The 15,192-nt window shown below is 67.6% G+C and carries 13 protein-coding genes and 1 tRNA gene; 8 read left to right on the forward strand and 6 right to left on the reverse strand.

What is annotated here, in order from left to right:
* Positions 1-20: 20 nt before the first annotated feature.
* From trpC to pyk, 5 genes are all read left to right on the forward strand, one after another.
* Positions 21-854 (forward strand): indole-3-glycerol phosphate synthase TrpC, encoded by an 834-nt coding sequence (trpC, locus tag BSZ40_RS02215; protein ID WP_073822900.1) that lies wholly within the window; start codon positions 21-23, stop codon positions 852-854.
* Positions 851-2,116, forward strand: a complete 1,266-nt coding sequence (trpB, locus tag BSZ40_RS02220) for a tryptophan synthase subunit beta (RefSeq protein WP_073822902.1) — start codon at positions 851-853, stop codon at positions 2,114-2,116. Before trpC ends, trpB begins: the two co-directional genes overlap by 4 nt.
* A complete protein-coding gene (gene trpA / locus BSZ40_RS02225) occupies positions 2,113-2,907 on the forward strand; it encodes a tryptophan synthase subunit alpha (RefSeq protein WP_073822904.1) in 795 nt (264 codons plus the stop codon). The genes trpB and trpA overlap by 4 nt, the downstream gene beginning before the upstream one ends.
* Positions 2,904-3,953, forward strand: coding sequence for a prolipoprotein diacylglyceryl transferase (gene lgt, locus BSZ40_RS02230; RefSeq protein WP_073822906.1), 1,050 nt, complete (start codon positions 2,904-2,906; stop codon positions 3,951-3,953). The genes trpA and lgt overlap by 4 nt, the downstream gene beginning before the upstream one ends.
* Positions 3,954-4,111: 158 nt before the next feature.
* Positions 4,112-5,542 (forward strand): pyruvate kinase, encoded by a 1,431-nt coding sequence (pyk, locus tag BSZ40_RS02235; RefSeq protein ID WP_073822908.1) that lies wholly within the window; start codon positions 4,112-4,114, stop codon positions 5,540-5,542.
* A 94-nt stretch (positions 5,543-5,636) separates the two neighbouring features.
* On the opposite strand, the gene BSZ40_RS02240 is transcribed toward pyk, so the two are convergent.
* Positions 5,637-5,710: transfer RNA gene (locus BSZ40_RS02240), tRNA-Leu, on the reverse strand.
* A gap of 75 nt (positions 5,711-5,785) precedes the next feature.
* Here BSZ40_RS02240 and BSZ40_RS02245 point away from each other — a divergent pair.
* On the forward strand, positions 5,786-6,397 hold the full coding sequence (locus tag BSZ40_RS02245; protein ID WP_222842737.1) for an ANTAR domain-containing response regulator: 612 nt from the start codon (positions 5,786-5,788) through the stop codon (positions 6,395-6,397).
* A gap of 55 nt (positions 6,398-6,452) precedes the next feature.
* Here the strand turns inward: BSZ40_RS02245 and BSZ40_RS02250 are convergent, their stop codons facing one another.
* Positions 6,453-6,863, reverse strand: a complete 411-nt coding sequence (locus tag BSZ40_RS02250) for a PaaI family thioesterase (RefSeq protein ID WP_073822910.1) — start codon at positions 6,861-6,863, stop codon at positions 6,453-6,455.
* An 18-nt stretch (positions 6,864-6,881) separates the two neighbouring features.
* Between BSZ40_RS02250 and polA the strand changes: the two genes are divergently transcribed.
* Complete coding sequence (gene polA, locus BSZ40_RS02255) at positions 6,882-9,536, forward strand: DNA polymerase I (protein WP_281246627.1); 2,655 nt, start codon at positions 6,882-6,884, stop codon at positions 9,534-9,536.
* 380 nt (positions 9,537-9,916) lie between these two features.
* Complete coding sequence (locus tag BSZ40_RS02260; RefSeq protein WP_073822912.1) at positions 9,917-11,251, forward strand: PAS domain-containing protein; 1,335 nt, start codon at positions 9,917-9,919, stop codon at positions 11,249-11,251.
* 194 nt (positions 11,252-11,445) lie between these two features.
* On the opposite strand, the gene BSZ40_RS02265 is transcribed toward BSZ40_RS02260, so the two are convergent.
* The 4 genes from BSZ40_RS02265 to BSZ40_RS02280 form a co-directional block, all read right to left on the reverse strand.
* Positions 11,446-12,234 carry a hypothetical protein gene (locus BSZ40_RS02265; RefSeq protein ID WP_073822914.1) on the reverse strand — a complete coding sequence of 263 codons (789 nt, stop codon included), beginning with the start codon at positions 12,232-12,234 and terminating at the stop codon, positions 11,446-11,448.
* Positions 12,231-12,872 (reverse strand): hypothetical protein, encoded by a 642-nt coding sequence (locus tag BSZ40_RS02270; protein WP_073822916.1) that lies wholly within the window; start codon positions 12,870-12,872, stop codon positions 12,231-12,233. The genes BSZ40_RS02265 and BSZ40_RS02270 overlap by 4 nt, the downstream gene beginning before the upstream one ends.
* Positions 12,873-12,988: 116 nt before the next feature.
* Positions 12,989-13,810: a hypothetical protein gene (locus BSZ40_RS02275; protein ID WP_073822918.1), complete on the reverse strand. Its 822-nt coding sequence runs from the start codon at positions 13,808-13,810 to the stop codon at positions 12,989-12,991.
* A 29-nt stretch (positions 13,811-13,839) separates the two neighbouring features.
* Positions 13,840-15,165, reverse strand: coding sequence for a tetratricopeptide repeat protein (locus tag BSZ40_RS02280; RefSeq protein ID WP_073822920.1), 1,326 nt, complete (start codon positions 15,163-15,165; stop codon positions 13,840-13,842).
* Positions 15,166-15,192: the final 27 nt, after the last annotated feature.

Consider the following 15,192-nt stretch of genomic DNA (forward strand, 5'->3'; position numbering starts at 1 on the left):
ACAAGCGCAAAGGACAACGGATGAACGTACTTGACGAGATAATCGCCGGCGTGCGGGAGGATCTCGCTGTCCGCGAGGCTGCCAAGCCTCTTGAGATGATCAAGGAGGAGGCGGCGAAGGTTGCCAGCGCACGGGCGGTCATTCCCGCGCTGCGCGCAGGGGCTGGCCCGGTGACCGTCATCGCCGAGGTCAAGCGCTCCAGCCCCTCCAAGGGGCTGCTTGCCGACATTCCCGACCCGGCGACCCTGGCTCGCATGTACGAGGCCGGGGGCGCGTCCATGATCTCGGTCCTGACAGAACAGCGGCGCTTCAAGGGATCGCTGGCGGACCTGGCGGCCGTACGCGCGGCCGTCGACGTGCCGGTGCTCCGCAAGGACTTCGTCGTCTCGCCCTACCAGGTGCACGAAGCGCGGGCCTATGGGGCCGACGCCGTCCTGCTGATCGTGGCCGCGCTGGCCCAGCCTGCTCTTGAGTCACTCATCGAGCGGGTCCATTCGTTGGGGATGACGGCGCTGGTGGAGACCCACACGCGGTTAGAGGCCCGCCGGGCTGTCGACGCTGGCGCCCGCCTGGTGGGCGTCAATGCCCGCGACTTGACCACCTTGGAGGTAGACCGGGGAGTCTTTGCCCAGGTAGTCGACGTCCTGCCCGCCGACGTGACCGTGGTGGCGGAGTCCGGTGTCCGGGGGCCGCACGACGTCGTCGACTACTGCCGCGACGGTGCGCAAGCGGTGTTAGTGGGGGAGGCCCTAGTGAAGTCCGGGGATCCGCAGGGGGCGGTCGCGTCGTTCATCGCCGCCTGCTCCCACCCAATCCTCGGCCCGAATCCCGATCTTGGAAGGGAAGAAGCGTGAGTCTGTCGCAAGCGCCCGGCCCCTACTTTGGCCAGTTCGGTGGCCGGTATGTGCCAGAAGCCCTGCAAGCCACCCTTGATGAGCTGTCCGCCGCCTGGCAGGAGCTGCGGGACGATCCCGCCTTTCAGGCAGAGCTCGCAGAGCTGCACCGCACCTACGTCGGCCGTCCCTCCATCATCACGGAGGTGCCGAAGTTTGCCTCCCACGCCGGCGAGGTACGGATAATCCTCAAGCGGGAAGACCTGAACCACACGGGCAGCCATAAGATCAACAATGTGCTGGGGCAGGCGCTGCTGACCCGTAAGGTGGGCAAGCGCCGCATCATTGCCGAGACGGGCGCGGGTCAGCACGGGGTGGCCACCGCCACGGCCGCGGCCCTGCTCGGGCTGGAGTGCGTGATCTACATGGGGCAGGAGGATATGCGGCGGCAGGCCCTGAATGTTGCCCGCATGCGACTGCTCGGCACCGAAGTGCGCGGGGTGCAGGCCGGTTCCCGCACCCTGAAAGATGCCATCAACGAGGCATTTCGGGATTGGGTGGCCAACATCGAGACCACCAACTACATTTTCGGCACCGCGGCGGGGCCCGCACCGTTCCCGGCCCTGGTCCGGGACCTGCAAAAGATCATCGGGGAAGAAGCCCGCACCCAGGTGCGGGAACTGACCGGCCGACTGCCGGACCTCGTGTGCGCCTGCATCGGGGGCGGCTCTAACGCGATCGGCATTTTCAATGCCTTCCTCGACGACCCCGACGTGCGCCTGTTGGGACTGGAAGCGGCGGGGGACGGGGTCGACACCGGCAGGCACGCCGCCTCCATCAACCACGGCCAGGTCGGCGTGCTGCACGGCTCGAAGTCCTACCTGCTGCAGGATGCCGACGGGCAGACCCTGGACTCCCATTCGATTTCCGCCGGCCTGGATTACCCCGGTGTCGGCCCGCAGCACTCCTGGCTGCACGACATCAACCGGGTCGAATACGAACCGGTCACGGACGCCGAAGCCATGGAGGCCTTCCGGCTGCTCAGCCACTCGGAGGGAATCATCCCCGCCATCGAGTCCGCGCACGCCCTGGCGGGGGCGCTGCGCGCGGGGCGGGCCATGACGCAGGCGGGACAGCGGGCCGCCGACGGCAGCCAGCCCGTCATTTTGGTAAATCTGTCGGGGCGCGGCGACAAGGACGTGGCGACGGCGGCCCAATGGTTTGGCCTGCTGGACGCGCACGAGGCCGGGCAGGCCGCGAAAGAAATGGGGCAGAGCGAATGACGGCGATTCTCTCGGGTCCGCGCATCAGCGCCTTGCGGCAGGCGGGACAGGCCGCCCTGGTGGGTTTTCTGCCGGTGGGCTATCCAACGGTGGCTGGGTCGTTGGACGCGGTGCGGGCCCTGATAGATGGCGGGGTGGATGTCATCGAGCTGGGTTTTCCCTACTCCGATCCGGGCATGGATGGCGAAGTGATTCAGGCCGCCAACAAGCTCGCCTTGGAGCGCGGTGTGCGCATGCGGGACTATCTGGCTGCCGTCGAAACGCTGGCCCCGCTGGGCGTGCCGATCACCTTGATGACCTACTTCAACCCGGTTTTCCGTTACGGACAGGCGGCCTTCGCCCGGGACGTGGCTAACGCCGGGGGCGCCGGGGTCATCACCCCGGATCTGACTCCCGATGCGGGTGGCGAGTGGATAGCGGCGACCGACGCGGCGGGCTTGGAGCGCATTTTCTTGGTGGCTCCGTCATCCACCACGGCGCGCCTGGAATTGACGGTGGCGGCGCATCGGGGCTGGATTTACGCGGCCTCCACCATGGGGGTGACGGGGGTGCGCAGCCAGGTCGACGGTGTCGCCCAGGAGCTGGTGGCCCGGACACGGGCCGCCGGGGCCGAGAACGTGTGTGTCGGTCTCGGGGTATCCAACCGGGAGCAGGCAGCCGAGCTGGCGGCTTACGCTGACGGGGTGATTGTCGGTTCGGCGTTTGTGCGGGCGGTTGGCGAGGCGCAGCCCGCCGAGCTGCGGAAATTGACGGCCCTAGCGCAAAGCATCAAGGAAGGAACCCGCCCATGAAGTTGCCCGCGAGCATCCCGAGCCCCGGCGAATCTGTTTGGTACCTGGGTCCGCTACCGCTGCGGGCCTACGCCTTGTGCATCATCGTCGGCATCGTGGTGGCGGTGTGGTGGACCGCCAAGCGGTACGCCCGCGCCGGAGGAGACGGCGAGCTCGTGTTCGATGCCGCCGTCTGGTTGGTGCCAGCGGGCATCATCGGTGGGCGCCTCTACCATGTGGTCTCCAGTCCGGACCGTTACTTTGGGGCGGACGGTGACCTCAGCCGCATTCCGCAGATCTGGACCGGGGGACTGGGAATCTGGGGGGCGATCACGCTCGGGGCGTTGGTGGCGTGGTGGTATCTGCGGCGTCGCAACGTCGCGTTCGCGCCGTTTGCCGATGCCCTGGCCCCCGCCGTCATCGTGGCGCAGGCCATCGGGCGGCTGGGGAACTGGTTCAACCAGGAGCTCTTCGGTGCCCCGACCACCCTGCCGTGGGGGCTGCAGATCGACAATGCGCACCTGCCGGCGGGGTACGCTCCCGGTACCCTGTTCCACCCGACTTTCCTGTATGAGCTGCTGTGGAACCTGGCGGTGGCGGCCTTCCTGGTTTTCATTGAGCGGCGGCGGCGACTGGCGCCCGGGCAGTTGTTTGCCCTGTACGTGTTTGGTTACACACTCGGGCGCGTGTGGATCGAGATGCTGCGCATCGACGACGCGGAGCTCATCTTCGGCGTGCGGTTGAACGTGTGGGTGGCACTGCTGGTGGGTATCGGAGCTCTCGTGGCCTACTGGTGGCTGGGCCGCCACCCGCGCCGCGGTCTGCCCCCGGTTGCCGCAGGGGCCGCCGCGGACGAAACGCCTGCCCTGTCGGCGGAAGCTGAAGCCGCCGCGGACGCCGCGGCCGAAGTGGACGAGCCTGCCGCGTCGGCCACGGCAGTGGCGGACGACGAAGCTGCCGCACCTGCCGGGAAAGACGCGGCCCTGGCGAGAGAGCCCGAGACCGAAGAGCCGCAGGCTGAGCCGCCCGTCCCCGGTGGGCGAGCAGCCGATCAGCCCGCCGATTAGTCCCGGTGATTCGCGCCGTCGACCATTAGCCGGGATAATGCTTCGCAGGCGAATGTAGACGGCGGGCCCCCGCGGCGGCCGGAAATCCGTAGGCGCGGCCGCTGGCAGGCGCCCGCCCCACCGTAGTTGTCGGACGACTTTCCATTAGGCTAGGAGCTATGCGTAGAGCGAAGATCGTGTGCACGATTGGTCCAGTCACCTCAAACCCCGACCAGGTCCAAGCCCTGGTAGACGCAGGCATGGACATTGCCCGCATCAACTGCTCCCACGGCACCCAGGCAGGGCACGAGGAGGTCTACCGCAACGTGCGCCGGTCCGCTGACGCCTCCGGGCGGGCCGTGGCTATCCTGGCCGACTTGCAGGGGCCGAAGATTCGGCTCGGCAAGTTCCAGGACGACGCCAAGCACTATCTGGAAGTGGGCGACACGTTCACCATCACGGTCGACGACATTCTCGGCACCAAGGAGCGGGTTTCCACCACGTTCAAGGGACTTCCCGCTGACTGCCGCCCGGGCGACCGGCTGCTGATCGATGACGGCAACGTGGCGGTACGGGTGGTGGAAGTCACCGCTACGGACGTCATTACGCGCTGTGAGGTGGCTGGTTACGTCTCCAATTCCAAGGGCATCAACCTGCCTGGGGTGGCGGTGTCGGTGCCTGCGCTGTCGGAGAAGGATCGCGACGATCTGCGGTGGGCCCTGCGTTTGGGGGTGGACGTCATCGCCCTGTCTTTCGTCCGCAACGCTGACGATGTTAAGGACGTGCACGAGATCATGCGCGAAGAGGGGCGCATGATTCCGGTTATCGCCAAGATTGAAAAGCCGCAGGCGGTCAGCGCCCTGCGGGAGATCATCGACGCGTTCGACGGTGTGATGGTGGCCCGCGGAGACCTCGGGGTTGAGATGCCGCTGGAGGCCGTGCCGCTCGTCCAGAAGCGGGCCATCGAACTGGCCCGGCGGGATGCCAAGCCGGTCATCGTGGCCACCCAGGTGTTGGAGTCGATGATTCAAAACCCGCGCCCGACCCGCGCGGAAGCCTCCGACTGCGCCAACGCCATCCTGGATGGCGCCGATGCCGTCATGCTCTCGGGGGAGACCTCCGTCGGCAAGTATCCGATCGAGGCGGTGCGCACCATGTCGCGCATCATCGAGAACGTGGAAGAAAACGGTGGGGAGCGGATCGCGCCCCTCGGTTCGATTCCGCGGACCCGCGGCGGGGTGATCACGAAGGCCGCCGTCGAGATGGCTGACGTCCTAGACGTGAAGTACCTGGTGACCTTCACCCAGTCCGGGGATACGGCGCGCCGGATGTCTCGTCTGCGTCCCACCATTCCGCTGCTGGCTTTCACGCCCCTAGACGAGACCCGCTCGCAGCTGGCGCTGTCCTGGGGCGTGCAGCCCTACAAGGTGCCGCACGTGTCGCACACCGACCAGATGGTGCGGCAGGTGGATCAGGTGTTGCAATCGGCGCACCTGGCTGAAGAAGGCGACACGATCATCATCTGCGCGGGCATGCCGCCGGGCACGCCCGGCTCCACTAACGCGATCCGGGTACACACGGTGGGGGACGAATCCGATCACCACGCGTGACGCAGCAAGGTAAGGGGGCCGCGCGGCCCCCTTACCTTTTACTTTTCCCGCAACAACAACGGCCCGCCGCACCTTTAGTGCAGCGGGCCGAAAGTGCCCCGGGTGGGATTCGAACCCACAACCTGTCGATTTTGAGTCGACCGCCTCTGCCAGTTGGGCCACCGGGGCTCCGGTGTGAACCGGGGATAGTCTACTAGTATTGCGAGAGTGAACGAGCACAAAAACGACGATTCAGTGGATGCAATCCTCGCCACATCGGATCCGCAGGGCGAACAGTCGCCCGCCCGCCGGGTGGTGGTGGCCGAGGATGAGGCCTTGATCCGCGTTGACATCGTGGAGATCCTCGAGGCCGCCGGCTACGAAGTGGTAGGCGAGGCTACCAACGGCGAAGAGGCCGTCAGCCTAGTTGACGAGCTCGCGCCAGACCTCGTGGTCATGGACGTGAAGATGCCTGGCATGGACGGCATTACCGCGGCTGACCGCATTTTGAAGGACAACGCCTGTGCAGTAGTGATGCTGACGGCCTTTTCCCAGAAGGAACTGGTGGAGCGGGCCCGGGACGTGGGCGCCATGGCGTACGTCACGAAACCGTTCACGGAAGCTGACTTGCTGCCCGCCCTGGAGATTGCCTACGCCCGCTACCAAGAGATCGTGGCGTTAGAAGACGAGATCGCGGACATGCAGGACCGCTTCGAGACCCGCAAGCGAGTGGACCGCGCCCGCGGGCTGCTGATGACCGAGATGAACCTGACGGAGGCCGAGGCCTTCCGCTGGATCCAGAAAACCTCCATGGATCGGCGCCTGACCATGCGGGAGGTCGCCGACGCCGTCATCGAGCAGATCGGCAAGAAGTAGCCGCACAGGTTTAGGGGGGTGAGCAACGCTCACCCCCCTAAACTCTTGGCTTCGCCTAGCGGGTGCCCGTCAGCAGGAGCAACGTCAGGCGGGCCGAGGCGGTGCGGCGCCCGGCGTCGTCGACGATGGTGATGTCGTAGGTGGCGATGGTGCGTCCGAGGTGGGCGGCGGTGGCGGTGGCCGTCAGCTGCCCGCTACGGGCGGCCCGATGATGGGTGACACTCAGGTCCACGCCGACGGCGGCGCTCGCCCCGACCGCCAACGCTTGGGCGCGCCCGGCCAGCGAACCGGCCGTCTCGGCCAGGGCGGCGTTGGCGCCCCCGTGCAGGATGCCGAGCGGCTGGGTATTGCCCTCCACCGGCATGGTGGCCACGCACCGGGTGGGACCGACCTCCTGCACAGCGATGCCCAGTTTGGTCGCGAAGGGGCCAAGTTCGGTGGTGGCGAGGTAAGAATCGGCAGTCATGGGCCTAGGGTGGCACAGGTGAGCACTTCGCGTCTTTTGCTGATTGATGGACATTCGATGGCCTTCCGGGCCTACTACGCGTTGCCGGTGGATAACTTCACCACCTCGGCGGGGCAGGCCACCAACGCGGTACACGGTTTTACTTCGATGCTGCTGCGGTTGCTGGAGGCAGAGAAGCCGACACACGTGGCGGTGGCCTTCGACACCAAGGCTCCCACTTTCCGGCTGCAGCAGTATCCGGAGTACAAGGGCACGCGGGAGGCCACGCCGGAGCCGTTTAAGGGGCAGGTCAGCCTCATCCAGGACGTGCTAGACGCCGTGGGGGTGGCGCACTTTTCGTTGGACGGCTTCGAGGCCGACGACATCCTGGCCACCTTGGCCACGCAGGGGGCGGCGGCGGGAGCCGAGGTGTTGCTGTGCTCGGGCGATCGGGACACGTTCCAGCTGGTCACCGAACACGTGACGGTGCTTTACCCCGTCAAGGGCGTCTCGGAGCTGCGGCGTATGACCCCGGCCGAGGTGGAGGCGCGCTACGGGGTGCCCCCGCAGCGCTACCCACACCTGGCGGCGCTGGTGGGCGAGACGAGCGACAACCTGCCGGGGGTGGAGGGCGTCGGCCCGAAGACGGCGGCCGACTGGCTCCGCAAGTACGACGGCCTGGAGGGGGTGCTGGCGCACGCCGACCAGATCACCGGCAAACGCGGCCAAGCGTTGCGCGACTCGGTGGAGCAGGTGCGCCGCAACCGGCAACTCAACCGGCTCTTGACCGACGTGGAGCTGGGGGTGGAGCTGGCGGATTTGCGGCCGCGGGGGGTGGACGCCGCCGCCCTGCACGAGACCTTTGACGCCCTAGAGTTCGCCACTCTACGCGAGCGGGTCTTGGCGCAGTTGGATGTGGCGGATGGGGCCACTGCCGTGGTCGATGCCGCCCCGACAGAGCTGGTGGTGGTCGACGCCACGGTCGCCCCGGAGCGCGCTGCGGCGCAGCTGGAGGCCTGGCAGCGGGACGGCACGCTGGTGGGGATGGACGTGGAGGGGGTAGCCAGCCCGGACCCGGCGCGGGCCGACGCCTGGGAGGTGGCCTTCACCGATGGGCAAACGGCAGTGGTCTATGACCTCCAGGAAGAACCCGTGGCGGTGCAGATCTTCTGCGCCTCCCTGTCGCAGCTGGCCGTGTGCGACTTGAAGGCAATCATGCACATGCTCAACGGGCGCCTGGTGGCGATCGGAGCCCCGGTCTTCGACGTGGCCTTGGCGGCCTACCTGTGCCACCCGGACGGGCGGAAGTTCGACGTGGCGGAGCTGACCCGCCGCTACCTGGGCCGGGAGCTGGAGGCAGACAGCGACACCCTCGACTTGGACGGCACCTCTCGCCCGACGGTGATGCGGGCCCAGGCGGTACGGCAACTGGCCGACGTGTTGGCCGCGGAAGTGGAGCGGCGCTCGGCTCGTCAGCTGTTGGACGATGTCGAACTGCCGGTCAGCCGCTGCCTGTGGGCCATGGAAAACTGGGGCATCGCGGTTGATCGGGAGCGGCTGGCGCAACTGCATGCCGAGTTCGACGCCGAGGTGCAGGCCGCGGCCCGCGGTGCCTACGACGCCATCGGCAAGGAGATCAACCTCTCCAGCCCCAAGCAACTGCAGCAGGTCCTGTTTACCGATTTGGCCCTGCCCAAGACCCGGAAAACCAAAACGGGGTACTCCACTGACGCGGAGGCGCTGACGGACCTGGCGGTGGCCCACCCGCACCCGTTCCTGGATCACCTGCTGGCGCACCGCGACAAGATCAAGTTGCGTCAGATAGTGGAGACGTTGCAGAAGTCTGTCAGCGACGACGGGCGGATTCACTCGACTTTCCAACAGACGGTGGCAGCCACGGGTCGGCTGTCGTCGACCGACCCGAACTTGCAAAACATTCCCGCCCGCACCCCGGAGGGACGCGCCATCCGCTCGGCGTTTGTGGCAGGCGACGGGGGCGAGTGCCTGCTGACGGCCGATTACTCGCAGATCGAGATGCGGATCCTGGCCCACCTGACGGAGGATCCGGGCCTGATCGAGGCGTTCCACAGCGGGGAAGACCTGCACTCCTACACGGCGTCCCGGGTCTTCGGCGGCACGCCTGACGCGGTCACGCCGCAGCAGCGTTCCCGCATCAAAGCTATGACCTACGGCCTGGCCTACGGCTTGTCTGCCTACGGTCTGTCCAAGCAACTGCGCATCGAGGTGGCCGAGGCCAACCGCCTGCGCGACGACTTCTTCGCCCGTTTCGGGGCGGTGCGCGACTACCTGGAGCAGGTGGTGGCGCAGGCGCGGGTGCGGGGCTATACCGAGACCATCATGGGGCGGCGCCGCTACCTGCCGGATCTGACTTCCGATAACCGGCAGCGGCGAGAAATGGCGGAGCGGGCGGCTCTTAATGCCCCAATTCAAGGCAGCGCCGCTGACATTATTAAGGTGGCGATGCTCAATACGGTGCGGGCGCTGTTCGAGGCAGAACTTGAATCGAGCATCTTGTTGCAGGTGCACGACGAATTGGTTTTAGAAATTGCTCCGGGGGAGTTGGAGGCCGTGCAAGAAATCGTGCGGCGGGAGATGAGTGGGGCCGTCAGCCTGCGCGTGCCACTGGACGTATCGATGGGAAGCGGCACCAACTGGCTGGAAGCGGGGCATTAGGGCGAAATAGGGGCGAACATACCCAAACGTGAAGTTCCCCACAGTCGTTCGCGGTGTCGGGTACGCCTAGCGGTGGATGACAGGAAAGGTACAGGTGTCCCAAAGTGCGAGATTGCAAGGGAAGCCTCGGATGGCCGTCCGAGCCCAACTGCCTCATAAGTGAGGCAGAACGCAGGCGTCGGGCGGCCGCCACAAAAGGTCGTGGTGCCGCCCACTACGTGCGCGCCATTTAGGTGTGCAACCATGGTTTCGGAGGGTCCGGGCGGGACCTGCGTCCCTCTGACGGAACGGGGCCAGCCCCTGTTTCGCCCCTAGTGGCATGTGTCGGTGGCGCGTCGCGGGTCGAAGCGCCACCGTCGGGAGTAAAGGACAAGTGGATCATGGAGAGCGTCATCGGCTATGAGCGTCACTTCGACCCCGAAGACATCTTCTTCTCTACTACCGATCGCCGAGGCGTGATCACGCGGTCTAATCGTACTTTTGACGTGCTCTCCCGGTATGACCGGGAGAAACTCATTGGTTCGCCTCACAACATTATTCGGCACGCGGATATGCCGGCCGCCGTATTTAAATGCATGTGGGACGATCTGTCCTCTGGGCTGCCGGTGTGTGCCTACGTCACCAACCGCGCCGCCGACCACCTGGACTACCGGGTCTTCGCCACGGTTGTGCCCCTGCACGACGGCTACCTGTCGGTGCGTCTGAAGCCGCTGCAGTCCGACACTCAGCAGGCAGTGGAGGATGCCTACCGGCGCGTGCGCTCCCTGGAGCGCAAGCATGAGGCGGCTGGCATGCCCAAGCGCGAGGTCGCCATCAAGGGAGCGGAGGCCCTGGGGCAGGAACTGTCCAGCTTGGGCTACCCGAGCCTGTACGCGATGACGTCGGTGGCCCTGCCTGCCGAGGTCGAGTCGCTCATCAATGCCGGGGTGCGGGTGCCCGCCCGGCCGCAGGCGACTGGCGGCGTAGCCGAGGTGCTGGATTCCGTCAACGAAATTGAGCGGGAGACCAACTTGCTGGTCTTCCGGCTCGACGAGTACGAGCGTTTGCTGAACTCGCTGACCTCCCGCTCCCAGCAGGTTGAGCCCGTGGCCGAGCGCGCCGACTCGGTGGTGGCGGCGGTGGCCGCCGGCTGGGCGCCGGGGGAGAAGCCCAAGGTCGAAGAGTTCGGGGAGCGGGTCACCAATCACGCCACCAGCGCTGCGGCCGTGCTGCGAACCCTGCCGGGCCGCATGGTGGGCTTGCACAAGGCCGTCACCGACTTGCGTTTCCGCATCGCCCTGGTGCGCCTGGAGACCCTCATGGTGGGACGCTTCGCCGCCTCGATCCTGGACGGCGGGGAGGCCGACGCCATTGGCGCGATCAACGACCTGTGCGAGGCGATGGAGTCCTCGGTGCACGGACTGGTGCCGGCGTTGCGGAAGGTCACCCTTGGCGTGGACGACATGTCCAGCTCCCTGCAGGGGGCCGTGGCAGACCTCGACCGGGTGCTGCGACCGCTGATGCGGTGGGTGGACGCCCGCAAAGCCAGCAACCCGACGCGCGCGGTGGCCCCGGCGCTGGAGCGTGCCAACGTGCTCGCCGAGCAGGGCTTCCCGGAGGTGCGCCCGCTGGCGGAGCTAGCGGCCCAGTGCCGGGGCCTGGACCTGCCGTTCGATCAGCCTGCCGTTGACAACCAACTGCACCGCATCCGGCAAGCGCTGACCACCCTGAACTAGCTATTATCCGCATCCCTCGGTGGGTGGGGCGGCCTCTGGCTGCCCCACCCACCACTCTTTGGGCGCGAAAGGCGCGCGGGGGCGGTCGGTTTAGGCGTGGTGGGTGGCGGGGGCCACCGCCCTAACTGGCTACCAGGGCGCGTCATCCGGTGCATGTGGCGCCTGTGACGCGCTGGTGACCAGTTAGGGCGGGGTTAGGCGCCCGCCCCGGGGTGGGAGGACGCCAGGATGGCGGCCATCCGGTCGCGCAGCCCAGCAATGGTCGGGTGCTCAAAGCGCGCGGCCAGTTCGGTGACCCGGGCGAGCGGGGCAGCGCGCTCGGCTGGCGTGCCGCGGCGGACGAAGAACAACAGCAGATTGACCGCCAGCTGGGCTGCTAAGTCCGGCGTGGGGTGGGCCTGGAGCAGCGCCTCCAGTTCGGCGATGATGGCGTCTTCCTCGGCGCTGTCCGTCTTGCAGTAGTTGCCCAGGGCCCGGGCCAGGTGCAGGGCCTGCGCCGGGGACGGATAGCGGCGGTGCAGGTCTCGCAATTGGGCTAGTGGGGCGGCGAAGTGGGCGCTGTCCGCTAGCTCGACGGTGTGTAGCAGCAGACCGTAGCCGAGGCAGTCGGCCTGCTCGGCGGTGGGATGGGACTGGAAGAGCCGTTGCAGCTGCCGCACCGCGGGGAGGGTTTCCGCGGCGGTGGCGGCGCCCAACAGGACGATCACCCAGGTCTGGGCCAGCCAGAGAGCGATTTCGGCCGTTCGGTGGCGGGCGTAGAGCGCCGAGATCTCGGCCAGGGCCACCTGCACGTTACGCGGCGACTCGTCGAGGCCGGGCAACAGGAAGTAGGCCTCGGCCAGCGACTGCGCGAGGGCGGGCGAGGGCTGGGCCTGGTAGAGGCCGCGCACCTGGGCGATGAGCTCAGCGACGACCTCGGAGTCCTCCGTCGCACGGGCGCGCGCCACCAGCGCGGCAGCCTGGGATAGCGAGGTCTCCGTCATAGGGCGGTGCCCTCTAATTTCGGGTCCTGCCGAGGCTCGGCCGGGGCAGGAGCGGTGGTTAGCCCAGCCAGATTCTCCTGCGCGAGCGCACGAGCCCGCCGGATGGGCGGTGTCGGGAAGCGGGTGAACAGCTCGGTGAGGCGGGAAACAACAGCCTCCACCTCGGTGGTGGCGGTCAGGTGGCAGGAGTAGTTGGCCAATGCGGCGGCCAGCGGCTCGGCAACTTCCTGCCCGGGGTGGCGAGCGGCGAGAGCCTCTACTTGAGCGAGGGAGGTGAGGACGTCTGCGGTGGTCTCCTGGGCGGCCACTAGGTCGACGAGCCCCCAGGCCAGGGCCTGGGCGATCTCGGTCGTGGGGTGGGACAGGTAGAGCGCGCGCAGGCGGGTGGATATCTGTGCCACCTCCTGACCGTCCGCTTGTGCTGAACTAAGGAGAACCAGCGTCCCGGCCAGGGCCTCGGCGAGGGGCAGTGTTTGGTGGGCGGCGTAGAGCGCCGCGATGTGCCTGCCGGTTTCGTCCAGCTGTGCGGCGTCCTCCTGGGTTTCGGCCAAGAAGCTCCACGCCCACGCCAAAGCCTCGCCGACGCGCGGCGCGGGATGCGCCTCGTAGAGCGCCGTCAGCTGGGCGATAGCGTGCATCAGGACAGTCGGTTCCTCTTGCGTGCGGGCGCGGGCGGCCAACGCGGCGGCCCGCGCCGTGGGATCGGTGTCGGGAATCGGGGGCGAGCTCCTCCGGGTGGGGCGGTTTTTGTCGGTCAGGATTTCACTCCAGTTTGCAGGTCCCTGATCTGAGGAACCTCCGGGTGGGCGCCCGCGAGGGACGTGAGGTGGGCCAGCGTTGCCGCCCGGGCGGGGGCGGTTTGCATCCCAGCCAGGCGAGCCAGGGCCTCGGCGAGGGGAAAGGCGGTGTAGCCGGTTGGGTGTGCGCGGTAGAGCCGTTCGAGGAGAGTCACGCTGCCCGCCACCGCGGAGATCTGAGGTTGGACGGCGGCCAGCAGCGCGAGGGCGCGCGCCAGGGCGAAGGCGGTGTCGTCGCCGGGGTAGGCGGCGTGCAGGGCCTGGAGGCGCTCGACGGCGGCGGCGCGCTCGGTGACTGTCGGCCGCAGCAGTGCGAGGTTGGCGAGGCACACCGCCAGATACCGGGCGACACCAGCGGTCGGGTGGGATTGGTACAGACCCTCTAGGCGGGCCACCGCGGTGGCGTGAGCGGCAACGGTCGCCTGCCCGGCGGCTAGTTTGAGCAAGCAGACGGCGAGGGCTGAGGCCACCCCTGTGGTCGGGCAAGCGCGGTAGAGGTGCTCGACGCGAGCCGTGCCGTCGATGATCGCCGACTCCTTGTGCTGCGCCAAGACGACGCTCGCCAACACGGACGCCAGGTTTTCGGCGATCGCCTGGCCGGGGTGCGCGCGGTACAGCTCCTCGCAGCGCCACGCCGTCGCCTCCCGCTCGGCAACGGTGGGCTGCTCTTGGGCGTGGCGGGCCAGCGCCTCAGCCAAGGCGGCGGCGTGCTCGGCGGTGGGTGCGGCGCGGTAGGTACGCTCCAACTCGGCTAGTGGGGCTGCGGGAAGAATGGGCACCCTGGCAGCTTAGTGCTCGCGAGGATGGACTAATTCGGGTTGAGCGGCGGGTCTCGCCGTAACTCCGCCAGCACCTCGTCGATCTGGGGAGCCAGGGGGTGGGCCTCGCGGAGGGCCTGCAGCTCGGCGAGGAGACGCGGATCGGTGGGCTGGTTGCGGTCCGACCGTTGCTGGTGCAGCAGCGTGCGGGCCAGGGCGGTGGCGACCGTATCGGTGTGGTAAGTGCCGTAGTGTTCCCGCAGGCGTTGCACTGTCTGCGCTAGCTCGGCTGGGGCATTTTGCTTGAGGGAGAGATTGAACAAGCCTATTGCCAGCAGGTTCGCGATGTCGGTTTGCGGGTGGACCGCGAACAGGTCCGCAATCCGTGCCACGGCCGCGGCCCGCTCGGTCGCGGTGGCATATCTGATGGCCAGGTTGTTGAGAGCCTTTGCCAGCGGGGTGGCCAGCTCCGTCGTCGGCTGGGCCTGATATAGCCCCGCGAGCCTGGCGACGGCCTGTGCGGCCTCGGGAGCCGAGTTGGCCAGACCGGTGAGATTGAACAGCGCGGTGGCGAAGCTGTTGGTGATGTCGGGGGTGGGGTGGGTGGCCTGCAACGCCTGCAACTGATTGATGAGGTCCGCCCGGTCGCTGGTAGCTCGCGGGTTGAGGGCGAGAGTGGCCAGACACCTAGCCAAGGCCTGTCCGACGTTGGGGGTCGGGTGCGCTTGGTACAGGGCACGCAGGCGAGCCGAGATTTCCACGGTGGCGGCACGACTGTCCTGCTGACGGAAGAGGTGAAACAGGGCCTGCGCGAGGCAGACGGCGAGGGCGGGAGTGGGGTAAGCGCGGTAGAGGGACTCTAGCTGGCCGACAGTTTCCTCAGCCTGCGCGCGGGAGTGCTGCCGAAGAGCCAGGTTGAACAGTGCCCTGCCTAGGGCAAGGGCAGTCTCAGAATTGGGCTGCGCGGTGTGTAGGGACCGGAGCTGAGCGACGGTAGCGGCGCGTTCAGCGGCAGTGGCCTGCACCGCAGTGAGGTTGAACAGGGCCCTGGCCAGGGCGATGGTGATGGTGTCGCTGGGGTGCAATGTGTGCAGGGTCTGAATCTCGGCCACCGTGTCCGTGATCTCGGCGACGGAGCGCTGCACGGCGGTGAGACTGTGCAGGCCGATGGCGAGCATCCCGCCCACCTCCCGGCTGGGATGCTCGGCGTGGAGGGTGCGAAGTCTCTGCACCGTGGCGGCCACGGCAGACGGTGGCTCCTGCTCGACGGTGAGGCGGGCCAGCGCCTCAGCCAAGGCGGCGGCGTGCTTGGCGGTGGGCGCGGCGCGGTAGGTCCGCTCCAGCTCGGCTAGAAAGGACTCGGAAGGAATGGGCACCCTGGCAGCATAGTGCGGGGAGGGGCG

Source organism: Buchananella hordeovulneris (genome assembly GCF_001907235.1).
Taxonomy (GTDB): Bacteria; Actinomycetota; Actinomycetes; order Actinomycetales; family Actinomycetaceae; genus Buchananella; species Buchananella hordeovulneris.

What these genes read in the sequence shown, in the direction of transcription:
- trpC (WP_073822900.1), top strand. Translation starts at nt 21, where the DNA reads ATGAACGTACTTGACGAGATAATCGCCGGCGTGCGGGAGGATCTCGCT.
- trpA (WP_073822904.1), top strand. Translation starts at nt 2,113, where the DNA reads ATGACGGCGATTCTCTCGGGTCCGCGCATCAGCGCCTTGCGGCAGGCG.
- lgt (WP_073822906.1), top strand. Translation starts at nt 2,904, where the DNA reads ATGAAGTTGCCCGCGAGCATCCCGAGCCCCGGCGAATCTGTTTGGTAC.
- pyk (WP_073822908.1), top strand. Translation starts at nt 4,112, where the DNA reads ATGCGTAGAGCGAAGATCGTGTGCACGATTGGTCCAGTCACCTCAAAC.
- BSZ40_RS02250 (WP_073822910.1), bottom strand. Translation starts at nt 6,863, where the DNA reads ATGACTGCCGATTCTTACCTCGCCACCACCGAACTTGGCCCCTTCGCG.
- BSZ40_RS02260 (WP_073822912.1), top strand. Translation starts at nt 9,917, where the DNA reads ATGGAGAGCGTCATCGGCTATGAGCGTCACTTCGACCCCGAAGACATC.
- BSZ40_RS02265 (WP_073822914.1), bottom strand. Translation starts at nt 12,234, where the DNA reads ATGACGGAGACCTCGCTATCCCAGGCTGCCGCGCTGGTGGCGCGCGCC.
- BSZ40_RS02270 (WP_073822916.1), bottom strand. Translation starts at nt 12,872, where the DNA reads ATGCACGCTATCGCCCAGCTGACGGCGCTCTACGAGGCGCATCCCGCG.